Source organism: Enterobacter cloacae complex sp. 402C9, from assembly GCF_050030745.1.
GTDB classification, from domain to species: Bacteria; Pseudomonadota; Gammaproteobacteria; order Enterobacterales; family Enterobacteriaceae; genus Enterobacter; species Enterobacter intestinihominis.
In genome coordinates, this window is record NZ_JBLGUW010000001.1 from 2,139,696 (window position 1) to 2,157,536 (window position 17,841).

Genomic DNA, 17,841 nt, shown 5'->3' on the forward strand with positions numbered 1-17,841 from the left:
CTGTAAATATGCTGGCCTGTTGTAATGATATTCGCAAACGATAAATGACGCTTCTGATTATTTAATTCACAGAAGCTTAAGCGGTCATTGAGGGGGGTTATTTATCGCAAAGCGTAACATTTGCAGCTGTCGGACCTTTGGTACCGGCAATGACAGCAAATTTAACTTTTTGGCCTTCAAAAAGAGTTTTGAATGTCTCTCCCTGTAGAGAAGAAGAGTGAACAAGGATATCTTTACTTCCATCGAGTGGGGAGATGAAGCCAAAACCCTTATCATCGTTAAACCACTTAACAAGACCTATCATTTTTGATGACATAAAAACTCCACTTGAACACTTAAAAGTTACAAGTTCATGAAAAGAAACGCATGATGGCATACGTATGGACTCAAGAGGAGGGGATATCAGAGATAGCACCTGGTTATGAGGACTACTTTGGAAAAGTCAGATTCACATTGCATCGAACCAACCGCATCATTAAGGCACGTGTAGATCTTTTAAGCAAATCTTATTTTAGCCATCTGGGAGGCCATACAGATTAGATTAGCCAATCCAAATTTTTCCTGTGTCGTCAAATTTGATTTATAGCAAGGAAATAATTTGTCTCGTAAAATGACAGGAGTTGTCAAAGGTTTTGACTTCAATAGAAGGAAGGGTTTTATTATCCCATCTAAAAAGTGCAGGTCTAACTAAGATCAGATTTGATTTCTATTTGCTCTATCAAATTCCTCCCCTGGTTTTTTACATTTCCTACTGTACGCGTTACCGCATGCCAGACGAACTTATCGGTGGGCACTGCACCATCTGAAGCTATCTCTTCAGCTTCTTTCCCGCCAACATGCTGGCGCATCCACTCGCGTGCCGCTTCTGGTGACAAAACCAGTGGCCTGCGGTCATGAATGTCGACGAGGCCTTTATCAGCCGCAGACGTCACAATCAGAAATCCCTCGGCTTCATCGCCGCGCTCAAACGGTGTGCTTCCGATCGCCGCCATAAAGATTGGCTGACCGTCGGCCCGGTGGATGAAGTAGGGTTGTTTCTTGTCACCTGACTTCTTCCATTCGAACCATCCATCGGCAAAACAGATCGCCCGGCCATGTTGCCACAGAGGTTTAAACATTCTGCTGGTGGCCGCGGTTTCTACACGTGCGTTAATCAGTGGTGCTTTGTCCCACCATCCAGGTGCGTAGCCCCAGAACACCGGATCGAGGTGCAGTAGTTCGTCGCGTTCGCTCAGCAGCAGGACTTTGGTACCGGGCGCGACGTTGTACCGGCCAATGGGGGCCGGGTCATACGCGATGTCGCGATCGCCTTCGTCGGCAAGGTAGGCCAGGTATTCTTCACGGGTTTGGGCTTGTGCAAAGCGTCCACACATAGAAACCTCCAGTCGGATGTCATACTCAAAGTATAGGGCAGGGATAAGATGACTTGATCGACATGCAAAAGCTGTATTTTGTACAAGATAACGCGAGAAAATGGGCAGAAATTCCGGGAGGCGTTTTTATCTTGCGGGCACGATCCGAGAAATGAACCGATGCTGGAGAACCGCGGGTGAGTGATTAAAGGCATTACTGGCTGAAAACAGAACCGGGCATTGCGCCCGGTTTTTCCCCGGTGGGCTGGTATTTGTTAACCTTGTTACTCTTGCGTCAGCCACATGTCCGACTCTTCAAACATTTCCTCAAGCATACGGTTCAGCTTTTCCCGGTCGCTTTTGCTGGCATCGCTATTCAGGCCATTCGCCTGCATTGGCTTAACCGTCACGCTGGCATCAGGAAAAATCCGGTGCACACGTTTTGTCAGTTCAGCCAGAATTATCTCCCTGGCTCCCTCCAGCCCCTGTACGTTTCGCTTGTCATAAACCAGTTCAACAAACATTATTTTTTCCCTATGAATATTAATTGTGCGATTCTGTCTGCACGTAAAAATACTACTGTATATGGGTACAGTCAAACGGCATTCCGGCTAAAGAAATGCCATGCCGCCCTTCACCTTGTTTATGTTGATGACAATCTATTCATTTAGCCTTTAAAACGAGCAGTCGAAGCGTTTAATCGTAAAATTTACAAAAACCATAATTTGAAGCCAGAGAGAAACTTACAAACGAAACGGTGAAGGTTTAAACAGTCGCTACGGTTCAGCTGCCTTGCGCGTGCTTCAAAACAAAACTACTGTATATAAAAACAGTATTAGAGGTATGCGTAATGGAATTTATCAGACCTACAGAACTGCGTGAGATTATCGCGCTTCCACTTTTCAGTGATTTAGTTCAGTGCGGATTCCCAAGCCCGGCTGCCGATTATGTGGAGCAGCGCATTGATCTTAATGAACTTCTGGTTGCCCACCCCAGCTCGACGTATTTCGTTAAAGCCGCGGGTGATTCAATGATTGAAGGGGGAATAAGCGACGGCGATTTACTGGTGGTCGATAGTTCCCGAACGGCTGAGCACGGCGATATCGTCATCGCCGCGGTGGAAGGGAAATTCACCGTTAAGCGCCTGCAACTGCGGCCTAATGTTCAACTCAATCCGATGAACAGCGCTTATTCACCGATTATCGTTGGCAGTGAAGACACGCTGGACGTTTTTGGTGTGGTCACTTTTATTGTTAAATCGGCCAGCTGATATGTTTGCGCTCTGTGATGTGAATTCATTCTATGCATCATGCGAGACGGTATTCAGGCCAGATTTGAGAGGCCGACCGGTGGTTGTCCTCTCAAATAACGACGGTTGCGTGATAGCGCGCAGCGCAGAGGCCAAAGCCGCTGGCGTTACCATGGGGGCGCCATACTTTAAGCAGAAAGACCTGTTCCGGCGCGCCGGCGTGGTTTGCTTCAGCAGTAACTACGAACTTTACGCTGACATGTCCAGCCGGGTAATGACCACGCTGGAAGAAATAAGCCCTCGCGTCGAAATATATTCCATTGATGAGGCCTTTTGTGATCTCACCGGGGTTCGTAATTGCCGGGACCTGACTGATTTTGGCAAGGAGATCCGTGAAACGGTTTTGAAGCGTACTCACCTGAGGGTCGGCGTTGGCATAGCCCAGACGAAGACGCTGGCGAAGCTGGCAAATCACGCGGCGAAGAAATGGCAGCAGCAGACGGGTGGGGTGGTTGATTTATCCAATATCGACCGCCAGCGCCGGTTGTTGGCTATCGTGCCTGTAGAGGACGTATGGGGCGTGGGCAGGCGCATCAGCAAGAAGCTCAATGCGATGGGTATCAAAACGGCGCTGGATCTCTCAGAGCAGAGCACGTGGATTATCCGCAAGCACTTCAATGTAGTGCTGGAGCGAACGGTCCGGGAGCTGCGCGGCGAGCCGTGCCTCGATCTGGAAGAGTTTGCACCGACAAAGCAGGAGATCGTCTGTAGTCGGTCATTCGGTGAGCGCGTGACAGAATACGAGCAGGTGCGCCAGGCTATATGCAGCTATGCGGCCCGTGGCGCTGAGAAGTTACGTGGCGAGCACCAGTATTGCCGCTTTATCTCGGCGTTCGTAAAGACCTCTCCGTTCGCTCTGAACGAACCCTATTACGGCAACAGTGCCTCAATGACGCTTCTCACACCCACTCAGGACTCCCGCGACATTATCAACGCCGCGGTAAAGTGCCTCGACAAAATCTGGAAGGAGGGCCACCGCTACCAGAAAGCCGGCATTATGCTCGGGGACTTCTTCAGCCAGGGCGTTGCCCAGCTCAATTTGTTTGACAATAGCGCGCCGCGTGCCGGAAGTGAAAAGCTGATGGAAGTGCTGGATCGTCTGAACGCGAAAGATGGAAAGGGTACGCTTTATTTTGCCGGGCAGGGCATACAGCAGCAATGGCAGATGAAGCGTGAAATGCTTTCGCCGCGGTATACGACCCGGTATTCAGATTTACTGAGAATTCGATGAATGTTAATGGCTGTTTTGTGCCAGAAGCGGACATTGATATAAATGGCAATTGATCAAACGCCAGCCCCTTTACTTTGTCCTACAGGATCTCAACCACTTCAAACTCTTCTGCGATCAACTCCATATCTTCAGAAAAATGGCCTTCGCGGCTGAAAAATCTCTGATGCTCTTTCTGCCAGTATTTAAATGGTGTTCTTAAACGGAACGTACGCCAGTTTGCCGGATGGTTTAATAAAAACTCTCCTGGCGTGTCTGCGCGAATGTACTACTTTCAGTAAAGTGACTTTTACAGGGAGGGTCAATGAAACCATTATCGCTTTTATTATTGTCGAGCCTGACGTTAGTGGGTTGTGGCGCGAACAATACCCCTTCAAATACGCCTCTTCCGGGTGTAAAAACCTCCGTCGGGACGAGCACGCTTGAAGCCGGTGCTCAGCTTATCCAGTCCCGTCCGCCCATTGATGCAATGAGTGCCTACCTTGACGGTTTCCATTTTTATAGCGGGGATAAAAATGGCCAGATGGAAGCCCATCATTATGTAACCGTGTTGAATGAAGACGTGATGCAGGCGGTGATCTACGACGGTAACACCAAAGATGCCCGTTTAATGGGCGTTGAGTACATCATTAGTGAGCGTTTGTTTAACACACTGCCGCCGGAAGAAAAAAAATTGTGGCACAGCCATCAATATGAAGTGAAATCCGGCAGCCTGATTGCTCCAGGTTTACCTGCAGTGGCTGACAAAGCATTGATGAGCAAAATTGTGAATACCTACGGCAAGACCTGGCATACCTGGCACACCGACCGCGATAAAAAGCTGCCGCTCGGCATTCCGGCACTGATGATGGGCTTTACCGGGGAAGGGCAGTTAGACCCTAAACTTCTGGCGGACAGAAATCGACGCTTTGACGTGAGCACGCAAGCCATCAAAGAAGAACGTAAGGATATTGTGGCGCACCCAGTTGCTAAGGGAGCGGATGCCTGGCAACGTGGTGAAGAGATCCAGCTTAAGCGGGTTAAAGGTTCTGGTGAGCATGGCCAGGGCGACACAAGCCATTTTTGATATCAAAAGCCTTCAGGAATACCCCGGCAACGCCGGGGACAGGGCCAGTCCTATTATTTTCTCGTCCTCAGGCATCAGAAACGCCATGTGGCTGAAAGAGTACCTGCAATCGAGTCATAGCCAGAACGAAACATTTCGCTTTCAACCCCGATGCCCAATTCGACATCAGCGTTGATTTTATAGCTCATACCTGCCTTAACACCCAGAGTGTCACGACCAGTCACCTGATTCCTGGAACTAAACCCTGTGCTTCGATAGTTGGCGAAAGAGGCTTGTTGCACTACGTTGCCATCAAGCAGTTCATGATCCCAGCTGAGCTGCAGCTCAGCTGCGAACGATGCCCCTGAAGCGAGGGGTACATTCCAGTTACCATTCACCCCGATACTTGATCTCAGAGAATCGAAGGTCTGCGAACCCAGCATCAGTCGGCTGCCGTCATTGCCGCTTTCCTTCACGCCGGGACGATGTAATGTGGTGTAATTCAATGACGTTACCGGTCCGGCGTTCACATTATTATTCAGCGCCCATCGATAGCCTCCGCCGGCCGTAACAGAACCTGACAATCCGGTCCAGGTGGCATGGTGGCTTGCTCCGTAAGTTTCTACATTAATGTTTCTGTCCAGCCAGCTGTCTTCAATACCCAATCGGCCAGTGCCGAATAAATACATTCCTTCGGACCTTTCAGCGCCGTAACGAGCATGAACACCCAGATCGAAAGCAGTGGTTTTCCCGGTTGCGGTATCTGGTGATTTCACCGTCACCGACTGAGCGCTGACCGCACCATGAAAGCCATAAATCCAGTTGTGATTCTCATCGTTTTGTTTTTCAGCACCGAATACAATGCCATAACTGCTGGCGTCGTACCCTACACTGTCACCCTGACGCTGTTGCCAGAAGCCGCCGCCAAAGGGTATGGCAAAGCTGCGCCATTCGCCTTCCGTCAGTTGCTTCGGCATAACCACAGGATTTGGCCCGCCCACGATCCGCGCTATCTGCTGTTCACGCTGCAGGGAACTTGCGAACATGGCGCTGTAGGCACCCGCAGAAAGTTGCGGCAAGGCATTGCTGATACTCCCGCCATCAGTGGCTGAGAAATCCAGAGTACGGTACAGCGGTTGTATATCCGACTTAGCTTCCGCCACAATTTTATCCAGCGCTTGCCCTACCTGCCGCGCATTAGCGTCCTGCGCATACCGGCTGTATGCGTTTGAAGCGCGCAGCATTGAGAGCTGCCAGCCATTCTTTCCCTGTGGCGTTGTTTGCAGCGTTAGCGTGGGTGAACGGAGCACGCTGTTCACCGCACTGAAATTGCCGTCGGAAGCGTCCGTTTTTAGCAAATCTTGCGTATTCAGACGCCAGTTTGTTGCGTACCAGTCCGGCTGCGGCGCAAACGTCAGTTGACCGTCAAATTGTGCGTGACCGTCCACTCGCAGAGTATCATGCCTGCCGCGCCCGTCGACTTCCAACAACAACTGCCCGGTATTCCCCTGTTGATAAGCACCGGATATATTGATTTGCCCAAGTGAATTACCCGGCGCAAGGATCCCGTTATTTACAAAGCGGCCTTCCTCATTAAGCGTATAGCTGGCGTTGCCGGACAGGCTGGCACCTGGCGCGATAGTCATGCTGTAAATCTGGAAATCGCCATTAAGCGAGGTTTTCCCTCCGTGCGCGTCCAGTGCCAGATTATTGATACCTTCAATGTTTCCGCGGTACGTAAAGCTGAAATCAGCATCGGCAGCTTCCGTCGCTTGCCCGTACGCATTGGCCTTCCGACCGAAGGTAAGCAGCGTTAACCGCTGTTGGCCATAGTCATCCCGCTGGGCGTAGTCCGAATAAATATCACCCTCCAGCCGGGCACCCGTTAATATATTTATATTACCGACCAGCGCGTTCGGTGATATATATATCGCCGCGCCTTTACCGGCAACCCGTCCGCTGATGTCGGCATTGTCTACCAGCGCTCCCTGCAACTCGGGTAATAACGCATCGTAATAGCCGTCCACGATATGAAGCCAGGATCCACGATAGTCCACCTCGTTACCCAGGAGGTTATTGCCAAAATCAAAACTGATACCGACGCCACTGGCTCCCAGTGCCTGAACGTCGCCACGTTGAATAAGGCTGTGCTGTTTACCGTAGGCAAACATCACTCCACGGCCATTAACGCCATCGGCGTATATCCGTACACCGGGATCGATGCTCAGGGTGTTATTTTGCCCATCTATACGGATGCCCGCGCCGCCAGCCCCTGACGTCAACAGGTCCGCTTGTTGAAAGATATGGTTATTACTGCCATACACATGCAGGCCAACTCCCAGATTAGCGGTATTGTATTGACCAGCCAGATAGCCATCCGCCTGCTGATTACGCTGAAAATAGCCATTGCGGTTAACGAGCGTTTGCCCGTTGCCATATAGCGAAAAACCGAAAAAGTTACGCCGGTCAATCTGATATCCCATATCCTGCAGCAACGCCAGTTCCGCTTCCATAAACGTGGTGTAATTGCGGTAGTTCTGATGGCTCATCATGCTGTTTTTCAGCTCGATATGGCTCATGTAGTTATCATCGACCGAGCCGTCGTCTGCTAACATTTTCACCGGCACGCCAGGCATGGCGCCTGCAAGGACTTCATCCACATGCCTGCCGGTGAAATAGCCTTTATCAAGCCGTACATCAAAGCCTTGTGGATCCCATCTGTTATTGCATCCATTACACAATATTACTTGCCCTGGCCGGGCAGGATTGCCACGGTCATCGCGCAGATGGCTGGTCCAGGAGCCAAAAGGCACGGTATCAAAAGCAGGCGTGAATGTGCCACTTCCTTGCAGATCGGTAACCATATTGGATATTCCCAGTCCATGTGCCAGCTCATGAACAGCGACGCTGACCAGATCGGCCTTTCCAGTGCGCGGCAATTGCGCGGGCACATAGGGAACGTTATCAAAATCCAGTTTGCCCATGATGAACTGGGCGTGGGAACCAAAGGTCAGCTCTCCGGTATCAATGCCGTTCAATGCGCCTTGCAACTGCGTCAGACTTATAATGCCGTCGGTAACTGAATCGCTGGAACCTGCGGCATTCTCGTCGTTAAACGTCCCCACATTGATAATGGCAGGCAGTTGCCCCGGGCTGGGGGTAATAACCTCAGCCCAGTAACGCATAGCATCGAGTATTTTTTCTTTTTGTTGCTGGCCAAGATCCCAGGTTGACTCAGACGCATTCGGCCAGTCCGGCATAAAGGGACCGTCGCCAACATTAAAGAAACGCACTTCAAATACCGCAATATTATGTGGGTTATAGACCAGATAGCTTTCTCCTGCATACGGATTATTACTGACAAATAAACCCGTTAATGCAGCCGTCATAAAAACCCTTTTCATATTAACCATCCATGTGTGAAAAAATAATGTTTACGTCCGTCAATATAAATTCACATCTGAGCTCAATGAATCATAAACAAATATAATAATTATCGATGTGGTTTGATAATTTAGAATAACGAGTGACCTTGCCCTGTGATAGCCTCGTTTTTCAGGATTTTATAAACGGTGGAGCGGGCGATCCCGGATTGAGAAACCGGGTCCCGGTGAACAGGAATATACCGACATATGCAGGGGAAATAACGGATAGGGTATGGTGTCGTGGCATAATCGACATAAGCGTGAGGCTTTACTGTACTTCACGACACCAAAAACTATCAGATCGCTTATCAATCAAAGCCAGCGAGAGCGTTTGAGCCGAAGCCACAGTAATACACAGGCTCCCAGCGTGACAGCGACCGTAGCCGGATAGCCAAAGAGCGTCTTCAGTTCCGGCATATGTTCGAAGTTCATACCATACATGCTAAAGACTACCGTCGGGATCACGAGGATGGCCCCCCAGCCGGCCAGTTTCTTCACGACTTCGTTTTGCTGCACAGAAACCAGTGCCAGGTTAACGTGCATCGCGCTGCTTAGCAGCTCACGCATGTCATTTACATCCGTTACTACATGGCTTGCGTGATCCTGAATATCTCTGAAATACGCCCTGAGGGGTTTTGGAATAAGTTCTTCATGAATGCGGATAAGCTCTGTACAGATTTCTTCTACTGGCTGAGCGGCGTTGCGAAGCCCGAGTAGATTACGGCGGAGGGAATACACGTCCTGAATAGCTTCACGGTCAAATTCACTGTGAAAAAGTGTCGCTTCTATATCACCAATTTTGGTGTTGAGGCGCGCAGTCAGCTCTGCATAACTGTCAACAATAAAATCCAGAATACAGTAAAGAGGATAAGCCGGACCGTACGAAAGCATGTCCGGGGCCTCAGCAGCACGGGCGCGTATAGGTGCATAGCTCACTGAAGCACCATGGCGCACCGTAATAAGGAAGTTTCGGCCCACAAACAAATGCGTTTCGCCAAACTCAATATTGTCGTCCTGTCCACTGACGGTTTTTACAACGATAAATGCCGAGCTGCCATAACGCTCTATTTTAGGCCGCTGATGTGCATTAAGCGCATCCTCAACGGCCAGATCGTGCAGACCGAACTCCTCCTGGACTTTGTACATAAACGCAGGTTCAGGCTGCCAAAGCCCCAGCCAGATAAACGCATCGGTATTCTGGATGACTTCACTGATATCCTCAATATCTACGGTTTCGGCGGGGTGGCCTGAACGGTAGACCATACAGTTAACAATCATTTCCTGACTATCCCTTAAGCATGTGTCTAAGAAGCTTAACCATTTCCGTTAAATTTCCAAATTTTTATGCCGGCAGGTTTTAACATGTTGAATACTCAGAAAGGTCATGTTCACGCGTCGTTCAATCCGGGCACTGACTCTCCAGCCATTGACCGACGACGGGCCATAATTTCTCCGCACATCGCGTACGAAAAAATCCCATATGCCCAATGGACGAAAGACCAAACTCTGCGTGCCGTATCTCGCAGCGTTCTATTTTTGCTTGTTGCACCGGCTCCATCAGCCGCGCAATAGCTTCACGGTTAGCCCAGGGATCGTCATCAAATCCCATTACCAGCACGGGTAGGGTGATCTCACTTGCCCGTTGGCGTGCATTCCAGTGTGGATCATCGTAGAAATATCCAGGCATTGCGCTCCAGCGCCCCCATTGAAGCATGACTGGCGCCGGTAAATCTTCACCCAGCCCCAGGCGCCTGGCAGGCATGTAACCGAAGATACGGCACAGAATCGGAGCCAGAACACGTAATACGCACCAGACACGCACCTTTTCTGTGGTGCGTTTGATGGTGCTCGTCACCCCGGCATGTGAGGCTACAATGACCGCAGCTTGCAGGGCGTGGGTGGCTGTTGAAAGCAGAACGGCATGCCCGCCCACACTGTGTCCTACCGCCAACAGGCTAAGCCCTGGAAAATGTGCTTTAGCCCAGGCGGTTATACATCCGACGTCCTGGTCGATCCAGTCAGACATCGAAACGCGGTAAGTACGGACCAGCCCGGATTTAGAGAGGCCGGTGCCGCGATAATCGTATGTGAGGACGTTGAATCCTCTGTTAAAAAGATATTCTGCGAATCCCTTATAAAACCCCTGTACAACCGCCGTTGCCGGATGAAGGAGCACTATCGCTTTGGCATCGCTTCTTTCCCAAATTGTGGCTGCCAGAAATCCACCTTCATTGACGGGTATTATGACTGAACGCATTCATAGAGCCTTATTTATGTGGTCATACCAGTTATGCCTGAATTAAATCTAGCCTTTACTACCCCATCTGGCGATTTTTTTTACACCCCAGCGTTTGTCCCTCGCTCAAAGCAGACAATAAACCTCGCCCGAGCGTTTTTAGCGAAACACACTGCCTTATGGGCTCAACGTGAGGAAGGGTACTCGCCGGATAAACGCCCCTTTAAAAAATCCTCTTCTATACTCAGTTACGTTTAGGGAAATATGCCGCCGTTTTTCACGTCGCGTTGTTTTAATAGCCATTGCACGCGCGAACAGCAGGGACATATATCCACGAAAACGCCTTAATGTTGGTCCATTTTGCATTTTTTAGAGGGGGATTCCTGGTATGTTGCATTCTCAATCTTCGCGCGTCGGCACTATTTTGCTGCTGTTGGCCGCGGTTATAGGCTTCGCGGTGGCGCTATACGCCTGGTGGACGCCGCTTACCGGCGTCACAGACACCATTGGCGCACTGGGCGTGGCCATTGCCAGCGCGGTGCTGGCGATACTGATCTTTGCGTTACGTGCGGCATCGGGGCGCGGGGCGCGTGTTTTCCTGATTATTGTCACCCTGGTGGTGTTGGCGGGTATTGGTTTTGCCGCCGCGCTGCTGCACCAGTACATCATAACGGCAGCCATGGTGGTCGGCCTGATTGGTCTGATTATGCTGAGCAGCCATTCCGCCCGTTACAACCATTCCGTCAGAACCTGAGGAGCCGCCCGTGCATAACGATAAGCATTATCCCTTCATAAAAGTCAGCATGACGGCGCTGGCGCTGCTGGTCACCCCGTTCGCGCTGCAGGCGCAGGATAAAGCCGCTGAGGCCTCTCAGGGGACCCAGGAATCACTGAATATTGATGCGGCCGATCAGCAGGCGCCTGGAACCACAAAAACCACAGACGATGCCTCAACCAGTAGCGGTGACGGAAAGAAAGTCGCCTCGGCCAGCCAGCCAGCGACGCCGCTGGTGCCCGGCACGCCAACCTGGGACAGCTTCCACGGCCAGCTTAACGCGCAGAAATACAGCCCGCTTACCCAGATCACGGCGGATAACGTCAGTAAATTAACGAAAGTCTGGGAGTTCCATACCGGCGACGTCTCGGATGGTAAAGGTGATACGCCAGCGACCGTGTGGTCCGCAACGCCCATTTTCGCTAACGACACGCTCTACATCGGCACCCCTTTCGATCGCCTGATTGCGCTGGATCCGGGCACGGGTAAAGAGAAGTGGCACTATGACACCAAATCGTCGCGCAAGGCACTGACCCAACCGGTGCTGAAAAACCGCGGCGTTTCCTACTGGCAGGCCAAAAATCCGGTGAAGGGAGAGGCGTGCCAGAAGATGGTCTATATGGGCACCGTTGACGGCAAGCTCTTTGCGCTGGACGCCGATTCAGGCAAACCGTGCAGCGGCTTTGCGGACAACGGGGTGCTGGATCTGAACCAGTGGAACACCGTTAACGCCAAGTATCCGCTCTCTGTCCTGCAACCGCCAACCGTCGTCGGCAACCATCTGCTGGTGGGTTGGGCCGGGAAAGACTGGGCCTATGCCGAAGCGCCTCCGGGTACCGTATTTTCTGTCAACGCCCAGACCGGCAAGCTTGAATGGACCTTTGAGGCGATACCGGCAGAGATCCGCAAGCGTACCGGTACCGCCAACGTCTGGACGCACATGTCCGCCGATGAGGCCAATGGGCTGGTCTATCTCCCGGTCTCATCGCCGTCTCCCAACTATTGGGGCGGCAACCGCGTCGACGCAATTCCGCTTGGCACCTCCACCACCGCGCTGGACATCAACACCGGTAAAGTGGTCTGGTCCCGTCAGTGGGTACACCACGACGTCTGGGATTACGACATCAACTCTGCCCCGACGCTGATGGATATCACCGTAGACGGCAAGCAGATCCCGGCGCTGGTTCAGGCCACCAAGCAGGGCTTCCTGTTTGTGGTTAACCGCCTGACCGGGGAGGACGTATGGCCAATCGAAGAGCGTCCGGTTCCGCAGGGTGATGGTTCGGTCCAGGGCGAAGTTCTCTCGCCTACACAGCCGTTCCCGACCAAACCTGCGCCGCTGCTCGACCAGTCGAAAAAGCCGGAAATCTGGAAGCTGGCGGATATCGTCGGTGGCGGCCAGTGCTCTCGCCTGTGGGATAACCTGACCTATGAGGGAATGTATACTCCGCCTACCACCAAAGGCGAAGGCACGCTCACCTATCCCGATAGCGCCGGCGGCGTGCAGTGGGGCGGGGTGGCGTTCGATCCGCAAAAACAGATCGCCATCGTCAACACCTCGCATATCGTTCAGTACGTGAAGCTCTACAGCCGTGAGGATTACGATAACGCGGACAAAGACTCCGGCAACGAAAGCGGCTTTGCCCCACAGGAAGGCGCCCCGTACGGTATGCGTCTGCTGGTGGCGAGCAACTGGCTGGGCATGCCGTGCTGGCAACCGCCGTTTGGTGAAATCGTGGCGATAGACATGCACACGGGCGATGTGAAATGGCGTCGTCCGGTTGGCGCCTCACAGCAGTATGGCTTCTTCATGCCGGAAAGCTGGGGTTCGCCTACCATTGGTGGCCCTGCAGTGACGGCGGGTGGCGTGATCTTCATCGGTGCTTCAATGGATGCCAAAGTGCGTGCCTACTCGGTAGAGAGCGGTGAAGAGCTGTGGTCCGATCAGGCAGAAGCTCCAGCGGTAGCGAACCCGTCCGTGTATGAATATAAGGGTCGGCAGTATGTGGCCTTCGTGGCTGGCGGGAACACGATCCTGAAGGATCAGGTAGGCGATCAGGTGGTTGTCTACGCGTTGCCGGAATAATTCATCAGGAAGGTGAAATAAGCGTGGGGCCTGCGGGCCCCACTTTATTTTGCAGTAGTCGTTTCACCGACGCGCTTATTTATCGGCTGATGCGCCAGCACGCGTTGACATCTGCTCGGCGGACTTCAGATGCTGCTCAACGACCGGCGTGTGCTCGTTGGCCAAAGCCTTCACATCCGGATCGTCGATTTTACTGGCGTCGCTCTTAAGCTTCGACAGCACCTTCTCGTGGTCCTTCACGCCAGCATATTCCATATACATTTTGTCAAAAGCGTCACCGCGCTGGTTTTCAAGCCTTGAGTTCAGGGCTTTATGGGCGGCGTCTGGCTCGGTCGGCAGCTCTACGCCCTTTTTCTGGGCAACGGCCTGCACTTTGGTCAGGGCGGCGCCGTGGTCGTCGACCATTTTCTGGGCGAATGTTTTCACTTCACTGGTCTGGGCCTTGTCCAGGGCGAGCCTGGCGGCGGCGACTTCGTTGATATTGGCCTGCGCCATGTCCTTCAACGCTTTCTCGTCGCCGGAGCTGAGTCTGGCGTCCGATTGAGCCTGGCCCGCAGCGTTAGTTTGCGCGGCGCTTGTCGTCTGGGCTTGTACGCCAACGGTGCTGAACATTGCTGCAACTGCTGATACGGCTAGCAGCCTTTTCAGGGTTTTACTCGTGTGCATATTGTTCTCCTGATGGTCATGGTACAGGTAAGTTTCGGTTACCTAACGCGCAACCGGGCAGATAAATGCTAACTGCACAGGTCAGTATAGTAGATGAACCTGCTGTAATCGCAGGTTGCGTCAGAGAGGGCAGGTAATAATGCTCAACAGGCGACGCTTATCGCTCAGTCTCTCTACGACATTGGCACGGATCATTCCCATATTTGATGCTAATGTTAAATAGATAGATTTATTAACAGGAGGAATGATATGAAAAAAGCACTATTAGGGAGTGTATTGGCTTTAACAGTTGCAAGCTTTGGCGCATCTGCGGCAGATATGATTTCCAAAGATGAAGCGCACCACTTCAAACTTGAATACCTGGGCAATGTATCTGTAGGGGCTTCAGGTGGACAAATTTCTTCACCTTCAGATCTTCATCAAAAACTCTCGAAACTGGCAGATGAGAAGGGCGGGAAATACTATGTCATCATCGCTGCTCGAGAGCATGGCCCTAACTTCCAGGCCGTAGCAGAAGTCTTCAAATAATCTTTCCGAATAACGCAGAAACCCGCTCATGGCGGGTTTTTGCTTATAGGGAGCAAAAAAAATGCCCCTGGTGCGGGGCGAGTTTGAGTCAAATCTTTTCTTATGTTTATGTGCTCTAAGGCGTTGGCACAATAACAGCTTATTCAAATAATGCAATCTAAATGCATATTTAAATGCAATGGCCCCATCTGCCCCTCATCTCAAGGTGAAGGCAGCATACGTAACGCAGATAGTCTACGCTTTACATAGGGTTATGGTTAAAACCAGTTAGATACTGGAAACAGTAAACGGCCGCAAGAGGTAAATATGAAAGTTGACGCAATGACGCAAAAGGCAGAGGAAGAAATTTCAGCGCTTATAGCCAAAAAAATTGCAGAATTACGAAAAAAAACAGGGCAGGAAGTATCTGAAATTGAGTTTATCGCTCGTGAGGCCATGACAGGCCTGGAGGGGTATGAAGTAAAAATCAAACTCCTGTAAGCGTTTCTTCCTGAAATGGTCGCTCAATTCTTGCCGCAAAAGAGAACCGGGCGTGGTGCCCGGTTGTTTTATGGATAATCAACGTCTTTATGAGCGAATAAACGTCAGGATATCGGCATTTATGGTATCTGCATGCGTGGTATGCATCCCATGCGGGAAGCCTGGATAGATTTTTAGCTCGCTGTTTGCGAGCAGCTTATCCTGAAGAAGGGAGGCATTTTTATACGGGACGACCTGATCGTCATCACCCTGCAACACCAGGACGGGAACCGTGATGGCTTTGAGATCGTCCGTCTGGTCGGTTTCTGAAAATGCCTTAATGCCATCATAGTGGGCTTTGGCGCTACCGATCATACCCTGACGCCACCAGTTCTGGATTGTTCCCTGCGAAACCTCTGCTCCGTCTCGGTTAAATCCATAGAAAGGACCGCTGGCGACGTCGAGGTAAAACTGGGCGCGGTTAGCGGCCAGCGCCTGGCGGAAGCCGTCGAACACCTCAATGGGCGTACCGCCGGGGTTCGTGTCTGATTTTACCATCAGCGGAGGAACGGCGCTGACCAGTACCGCTTTGGCCACTCGCCCCTGAGGCTGGCCGTACTTCGCAACGTATCTGGCGACCTGGCCTCCGCCGGTGGAGTGGCCGACGTGCACGGCATTACGCAAATCAAGGCTTTCGACCACGGCTGATGCGTCGGAGGCATAATGATCCATATCATGACCTTCACTTACCTGGTCGGAACGACCATGACCACGACGGTCGAGGGCGATGACGCGGAAACCTTCTGCAAGGAAAAAGAGCATCTGGTTATCCCAGTCATCGGCGCTCAGCGGCCAGCCGTGATGGAAAACGATCGGCTGCGCATCCTTCGGACCCCAGTCTTTGTAATAAATACTGACACCATCTTTCGTTGTTACGAATGCCATATTTCAGACTCCTCTGCTAATGGCAACATGTGTGAAGGCTAAGTAAATAGCCCAGCATTTAGGGACGTAATAAAACTGACTTATATTAATCTTATTACTGATATATCCGCTTAAAGTGTAGAAGGGTTCCTGAAAACAGTTATAGATTAATTTTGTATGGTCATTATTTATTTTTAAACGAAATATCCCCTAAACCAGCCGGGGCACTGTGTTATTTTTCTCGCGTGGTGAATCCCCCTGTGCGGAGGGGCTAAACAGCACGTGTAGCTTAGGCAATCAGTAGCGGGTCAAGGTGGCTGACCAACGACTCACCGGGAGGCACCCGGCACCACACATACGTTAAAGCTTGTATCTCGCTAAATTTATTAGGGATGGTGTATGAAGTTGGGCTTTTTGGCTGGAGCAGTGCTGGCAACCTGGTTGTCTTTAACCTACCCGACGCAAATGAGAGCTGTTTTTGAACAACTGGTTACGATAGTGCAGCAAATCACGCAGCCTTCAGCAGAGCCTCATTCTGATATGGTCACACCGGAACAGTCATATCCTTGATTGTTATATTTACGATGAACGTTAGCCATCTTAATAGTTAACCTGTGCTTATTTTTCTGATGGGCTTATTATTGGCCGGGCAGAGGTTACCGCCACCCGGCCTGACGGTCTTAAACGATCGCGTTAGGGCACGCTTCGCCCTTTTCAAGCTGCTGTAAATTCCCCAGCGTGGTTTCCGAAATACTGATCAGCGCTTCGGCGGTCAGAAACGCCTGGTGGCCGGTGAACAACACGTTGTGGCAGGCCGACAGGCGACGGAACACGTCGTCCTGAATCACGTCGTTAGATTTATCCTCAAAGAACAGATCGCGTTCGTTCTCATACACGTCCATACCCAACGCGCCGATTTTTTGCGTTTTCAACGCTTCGATAGCGGCCTGAGAGTCGATCAGTCCGCCGCGGCTGGTATTGATGATCATCACGCCGTCTTTCATCTGGTCGAACGCCGACTGGTTAAGCAGGTGATAGTTTTCCGGGGTCAACGGACAGTGCAGGGAGATAACATCAGACTGCGAGAAGAGCGTTTTCAGATCGACATACTCCACGCCCAGCTCCAGCGCAGCGGCGCTTGGGTACGGATCAAACGCCAGCAGGCGCATGCCAAATCCTTTCAGGATGCGTAGGGCGGCCACACCAATTTTGCCGGTACCGATCACGCCTGCGGTTTTACCGTACATGGTAAAGCCGGTCAGCCCTTCCAGAGAGAAGTTGGCATCACGGGTACGCTGATAGGCACGGTGAATACGACGGTTGAGCGACATCATCATCCCGACCGCATGTTCTGCCACGGCTTCCGGAGAATAGGCCGGAACGCGAACAACCTTCAGACCCAGCTCTTTGGCGGCATCGAGATCGACGTTGTTAAAGCCCGCGCAGCGCAGGGCAATGTATTTCACGCCCTGTTTTTTCAACTCTTCCAGTACCGGTCGGCTACCGTCATCGTTAACGAAGATACACACGCCTTCGCAGCCGTGGGCGGTTTTAGCCGTCTTTTCAGTCAGCAGAAAGTCGAAAAATTCAAGATCGAAACCGTACGTCTCGTTAACATGTTGCAGATACTTTTTGTCGTACTGCTTTGTGCTATATACCGCGAGTTTCATAAAACTTTCTCCAGTGATTTTGGAACCACGTTAGCATGTTTAAAATTATCTTACAATTTTTCAAAATTCATTGAAATCAATAAGTTCTATGAATTATTGTAGAGCATCTACTCTTAAAAATGGCATTACCTTCAACTG

General features: G+C 51.3%; 16 protein-coding genes and 1 pseudogene. 7 read left to right on the top strand and 10 right to left on the bottom strand.

The annotated features are described in order from the left end of the window. Positions 1–97 precede the first annotated feature (97 nt). The 3 genes from ACQG1K_RS10305 to ACQG1K_RS10315 form a co-directional block, all read right to left on the bottom strand. A complete protein-coding gene (locus tag ACQG1K_RS10305; RefSeq protein ID WP_022647994.1) occupies positions 98–316 on the bottom strand; it encodes a cold shock domain-containing protein in 219 nt (72 codons plus the stop codon). A 367-nt stretch (positions 317–683) separates the two neighbouring features. Next, positions 684–1,373: an SOS response-associated peptidase gene (locus tag ACQG1K_RS10310; RefSeq protein WP_023306122.1), complete on the bottom strand. Its 690-nt coding sequence runs from the start codon at positions 1,371–1,373 to the stop codon at positions 684–686. 263 nt (positions 1,374–1,636) lie between these two features. Beyond that, a complete protein-coding gene (locus ACQG1K_RS10315; protein WP_006808847.1) occupies positions 1,637–1,876 on the bottom strand; it encodes a DinI family protein in 240 nt (79 codons plus the stop codon). 326 nt (positions 1,877–2,202) lie between these two features. Here ACQG1K_RS10315 and ACQG1K_RS10320 point away from each other — a divergent pair, with 326 nt between their 5' ends. Beyond that, positions 2,203–2,622: a translesion error-prone DNA polymerase V autoproteolytic subunit gene (locus ACQG1K_RS10320; protein WP_426720867.1), complete on the top strand. Its 420-nt coding sequence runs from the start codon at positions 2,203–2,205 to the stop codon at positions 2,620–2,622. A 1-nt stretch (position 2,623) separates the two neighbouring features. Then, positions 2,624–3,892, top strand: a complete 1,269-nt coding sequence (locus ACQG1K_RS10325) for a Y-family DNA polymerase (RefSeq protein ID WP_032671166.1) — start codon at positions 2,624–2,626, stop codon at positions 3,890–3,892. A gap of 79 nt (positions 3,893–3,971) precedes the next feature. Here the strand turns inward: ACQG1K_RS10325 and ACQG1K_RS10330 are convergent. Next, positions 3,972–4,076, bottom strand: a pseudogene (locus ACQG1K_RS10330) (ASCH domain-containing protein); the annotation flags it as partial. A 117-nt stretch (positions 4,077–4,193) separates the two neighbouring features. Between ACQG1K_RS10330 and ACQG1K_RS10335 the strand changes: the two are divergent. Further along, positions 4,194–4,955, top strand: a complete 762-nt coding sequence (locus ACQG1K_RS10335) for an OBAP family protein (protein WP_367076573.1) — start codon at positions 4,194–4,196, stop codon at positions 4,953–4,955. Positions 4,956–5,029: 74 nt separating this feature from the next. On the opposite strand, the gene ACQG1K_RS10340 is transcribed toward ACQG1K_RS10335, so the two are convergent. The 3 genes from ACQG1K_RS10340 to ACQG1K_RS10350 all read right to left on the bottom strand — a co-directional run bounded on the left by ACQG1K_RS10340 (position 5,030) and on the right by ACQG1K_RS10350 (position 10,616). After that, positions 5,030–8,338 (bottom strand): autotransporter outer membrane beta-barrel domain-containing protein, encoded by a 3,309-nt coding sequence (locus ACQG1K_RS10340; RefSeq protein ID WP_426720866.1) that lies wholly within the window; start codon positions 8,336–8,338, stop codon positions 5,030–5,032. A gap of 333 nt (positions 8,339–8,671) precedes the next feature. Further along, the gene (locus ACQG1K_RS10345; protein ID WP_367076577.1) at positions 8,672–9,637 is read right to left on the bottom strand and encodes a magnesium and cobalt transport protein CorA; all 966 of its coding nucleotides are present in this window, start codon (positions 9,635–9,637) and stop codon (positions 8,672–8,674) included. Positions 9,638–9,758: 121 nt separating this feature from the next. Next, positions 9,759–10,616, bottom strand: a complete 858-nt coding sequence (locus ACQG1K_RS10350) for an alpha/beta hydrolase family protein (protein ID WP_038415997.1) — start codon at positions 10,614–10,616, stop codon at positions 9,759–9,761. Between the two features lie 367 nt (positions 10,617–10,983). Here ACQG1K_RS10350 and ACQG1K_RS10355 point away from each other — a divergent pair, with 367 nt between their 5' ends. Both ACQG1K_RS10355 and ACQG1K_RS10360 read left to right on the top strand, forming a co-directional pair. Next, complete coding sequence (locus ACQG1K_RS10355; RefSeq protein ID WP_032624325.1) at positions 10,984–11,349, top strand: hypothetical protein; 366 nt, start codon at positions 10,984–10,986, stop codon at positions 11,347–11,349. A gap of 10 nt (positions 11,350–11,359) precedes the next feature. Then, on the top strand, positions 11,360–13,456 hold the full coding sequence (locus ACQG1K_RS10360) for a pyrroloquinoline quinone-dependent dehydrogenase (RefSeq protein WP_367076579.1): 2,097 nt from the start codon (positions 11,360–11,362) through the stop codon (positions 13,454–13,456). 75 nt (positions 13,457–13,531) lie between these two features. On the opposite strand, the gene ACQG1K_RS10365 is transcribed toward ACQG1K_RS10360, so the two are convergent. Further along, a complete protein-coding gene (locus tag ACQG1K_RS10365) occupies positions 13,532–14,122 on the bottom strand; it encodes a DUF4142 domain-containing protein (RefSeq protein ID WP_063849247.1) in 591 nt (196 codons plus the stop codon). A gap of 249 nt (positions 14,123–14,371) precedes the next feature. Here ACQG1K_RS10365 and ACQG1K_RS10370 point away from each other — a divergent pair, with 249 nt between their 5' ends. Both ACQG1K_RS10370 and ACQG1K_RS10375 read left to right on the top strand, forming a co-directional pair. Continuing rightward, positions 14,372–14,650, top strand: a complete 279-nt coding sequence (locus ACQG1K_RS10370; protein ID WP_003857380.1) for a DUF1471 domain-containing protein — start codon at positions 14,372–14,374, stop codon at positions 14,648–14,650. 306 nt (positions 14,651–14,956) lie between these two features. Further along, a complete protein-coding gene (locus ACQG1K_RS10375) occupies positions 14,957–15,130 on the top strand; it encodes a GnsA/GnsB family addiction module toxin (RefSeq protein WP_022648006.1) in 174 nt (57 codons plus the stop codon). Between the two features lie 87 nt (positions 15,131–15,217). Here ACQG1K_RS10375 and ACQG1K_RS10380 read toward each other — a convergent pair whose 3' ends face one another. After that, entirely contained in the window at positions 15,218–16,054 is an 837-nt protein-coding gene (locus ACQG1K_RS10380) for an alpha/beta fold hydrolase (protein ID WP_022648007.1), read from the bottom strand. A gap of 659 nt (positions 16,055–16,713) precedes the next feature. Next, positions 16,714–17,703, bottom strand: coding sequence for a 2-hydroxyacid dehydrogenase (locus tag ACQG1K_RS10385; RefSeq protein ID WP_022648008.1), 990 nt, complete (start codon positions 17,701–17,703; stop codon positions 16,714–16,716). Positions 17,704–17,841: the final 138 nt, after the last annotated feature.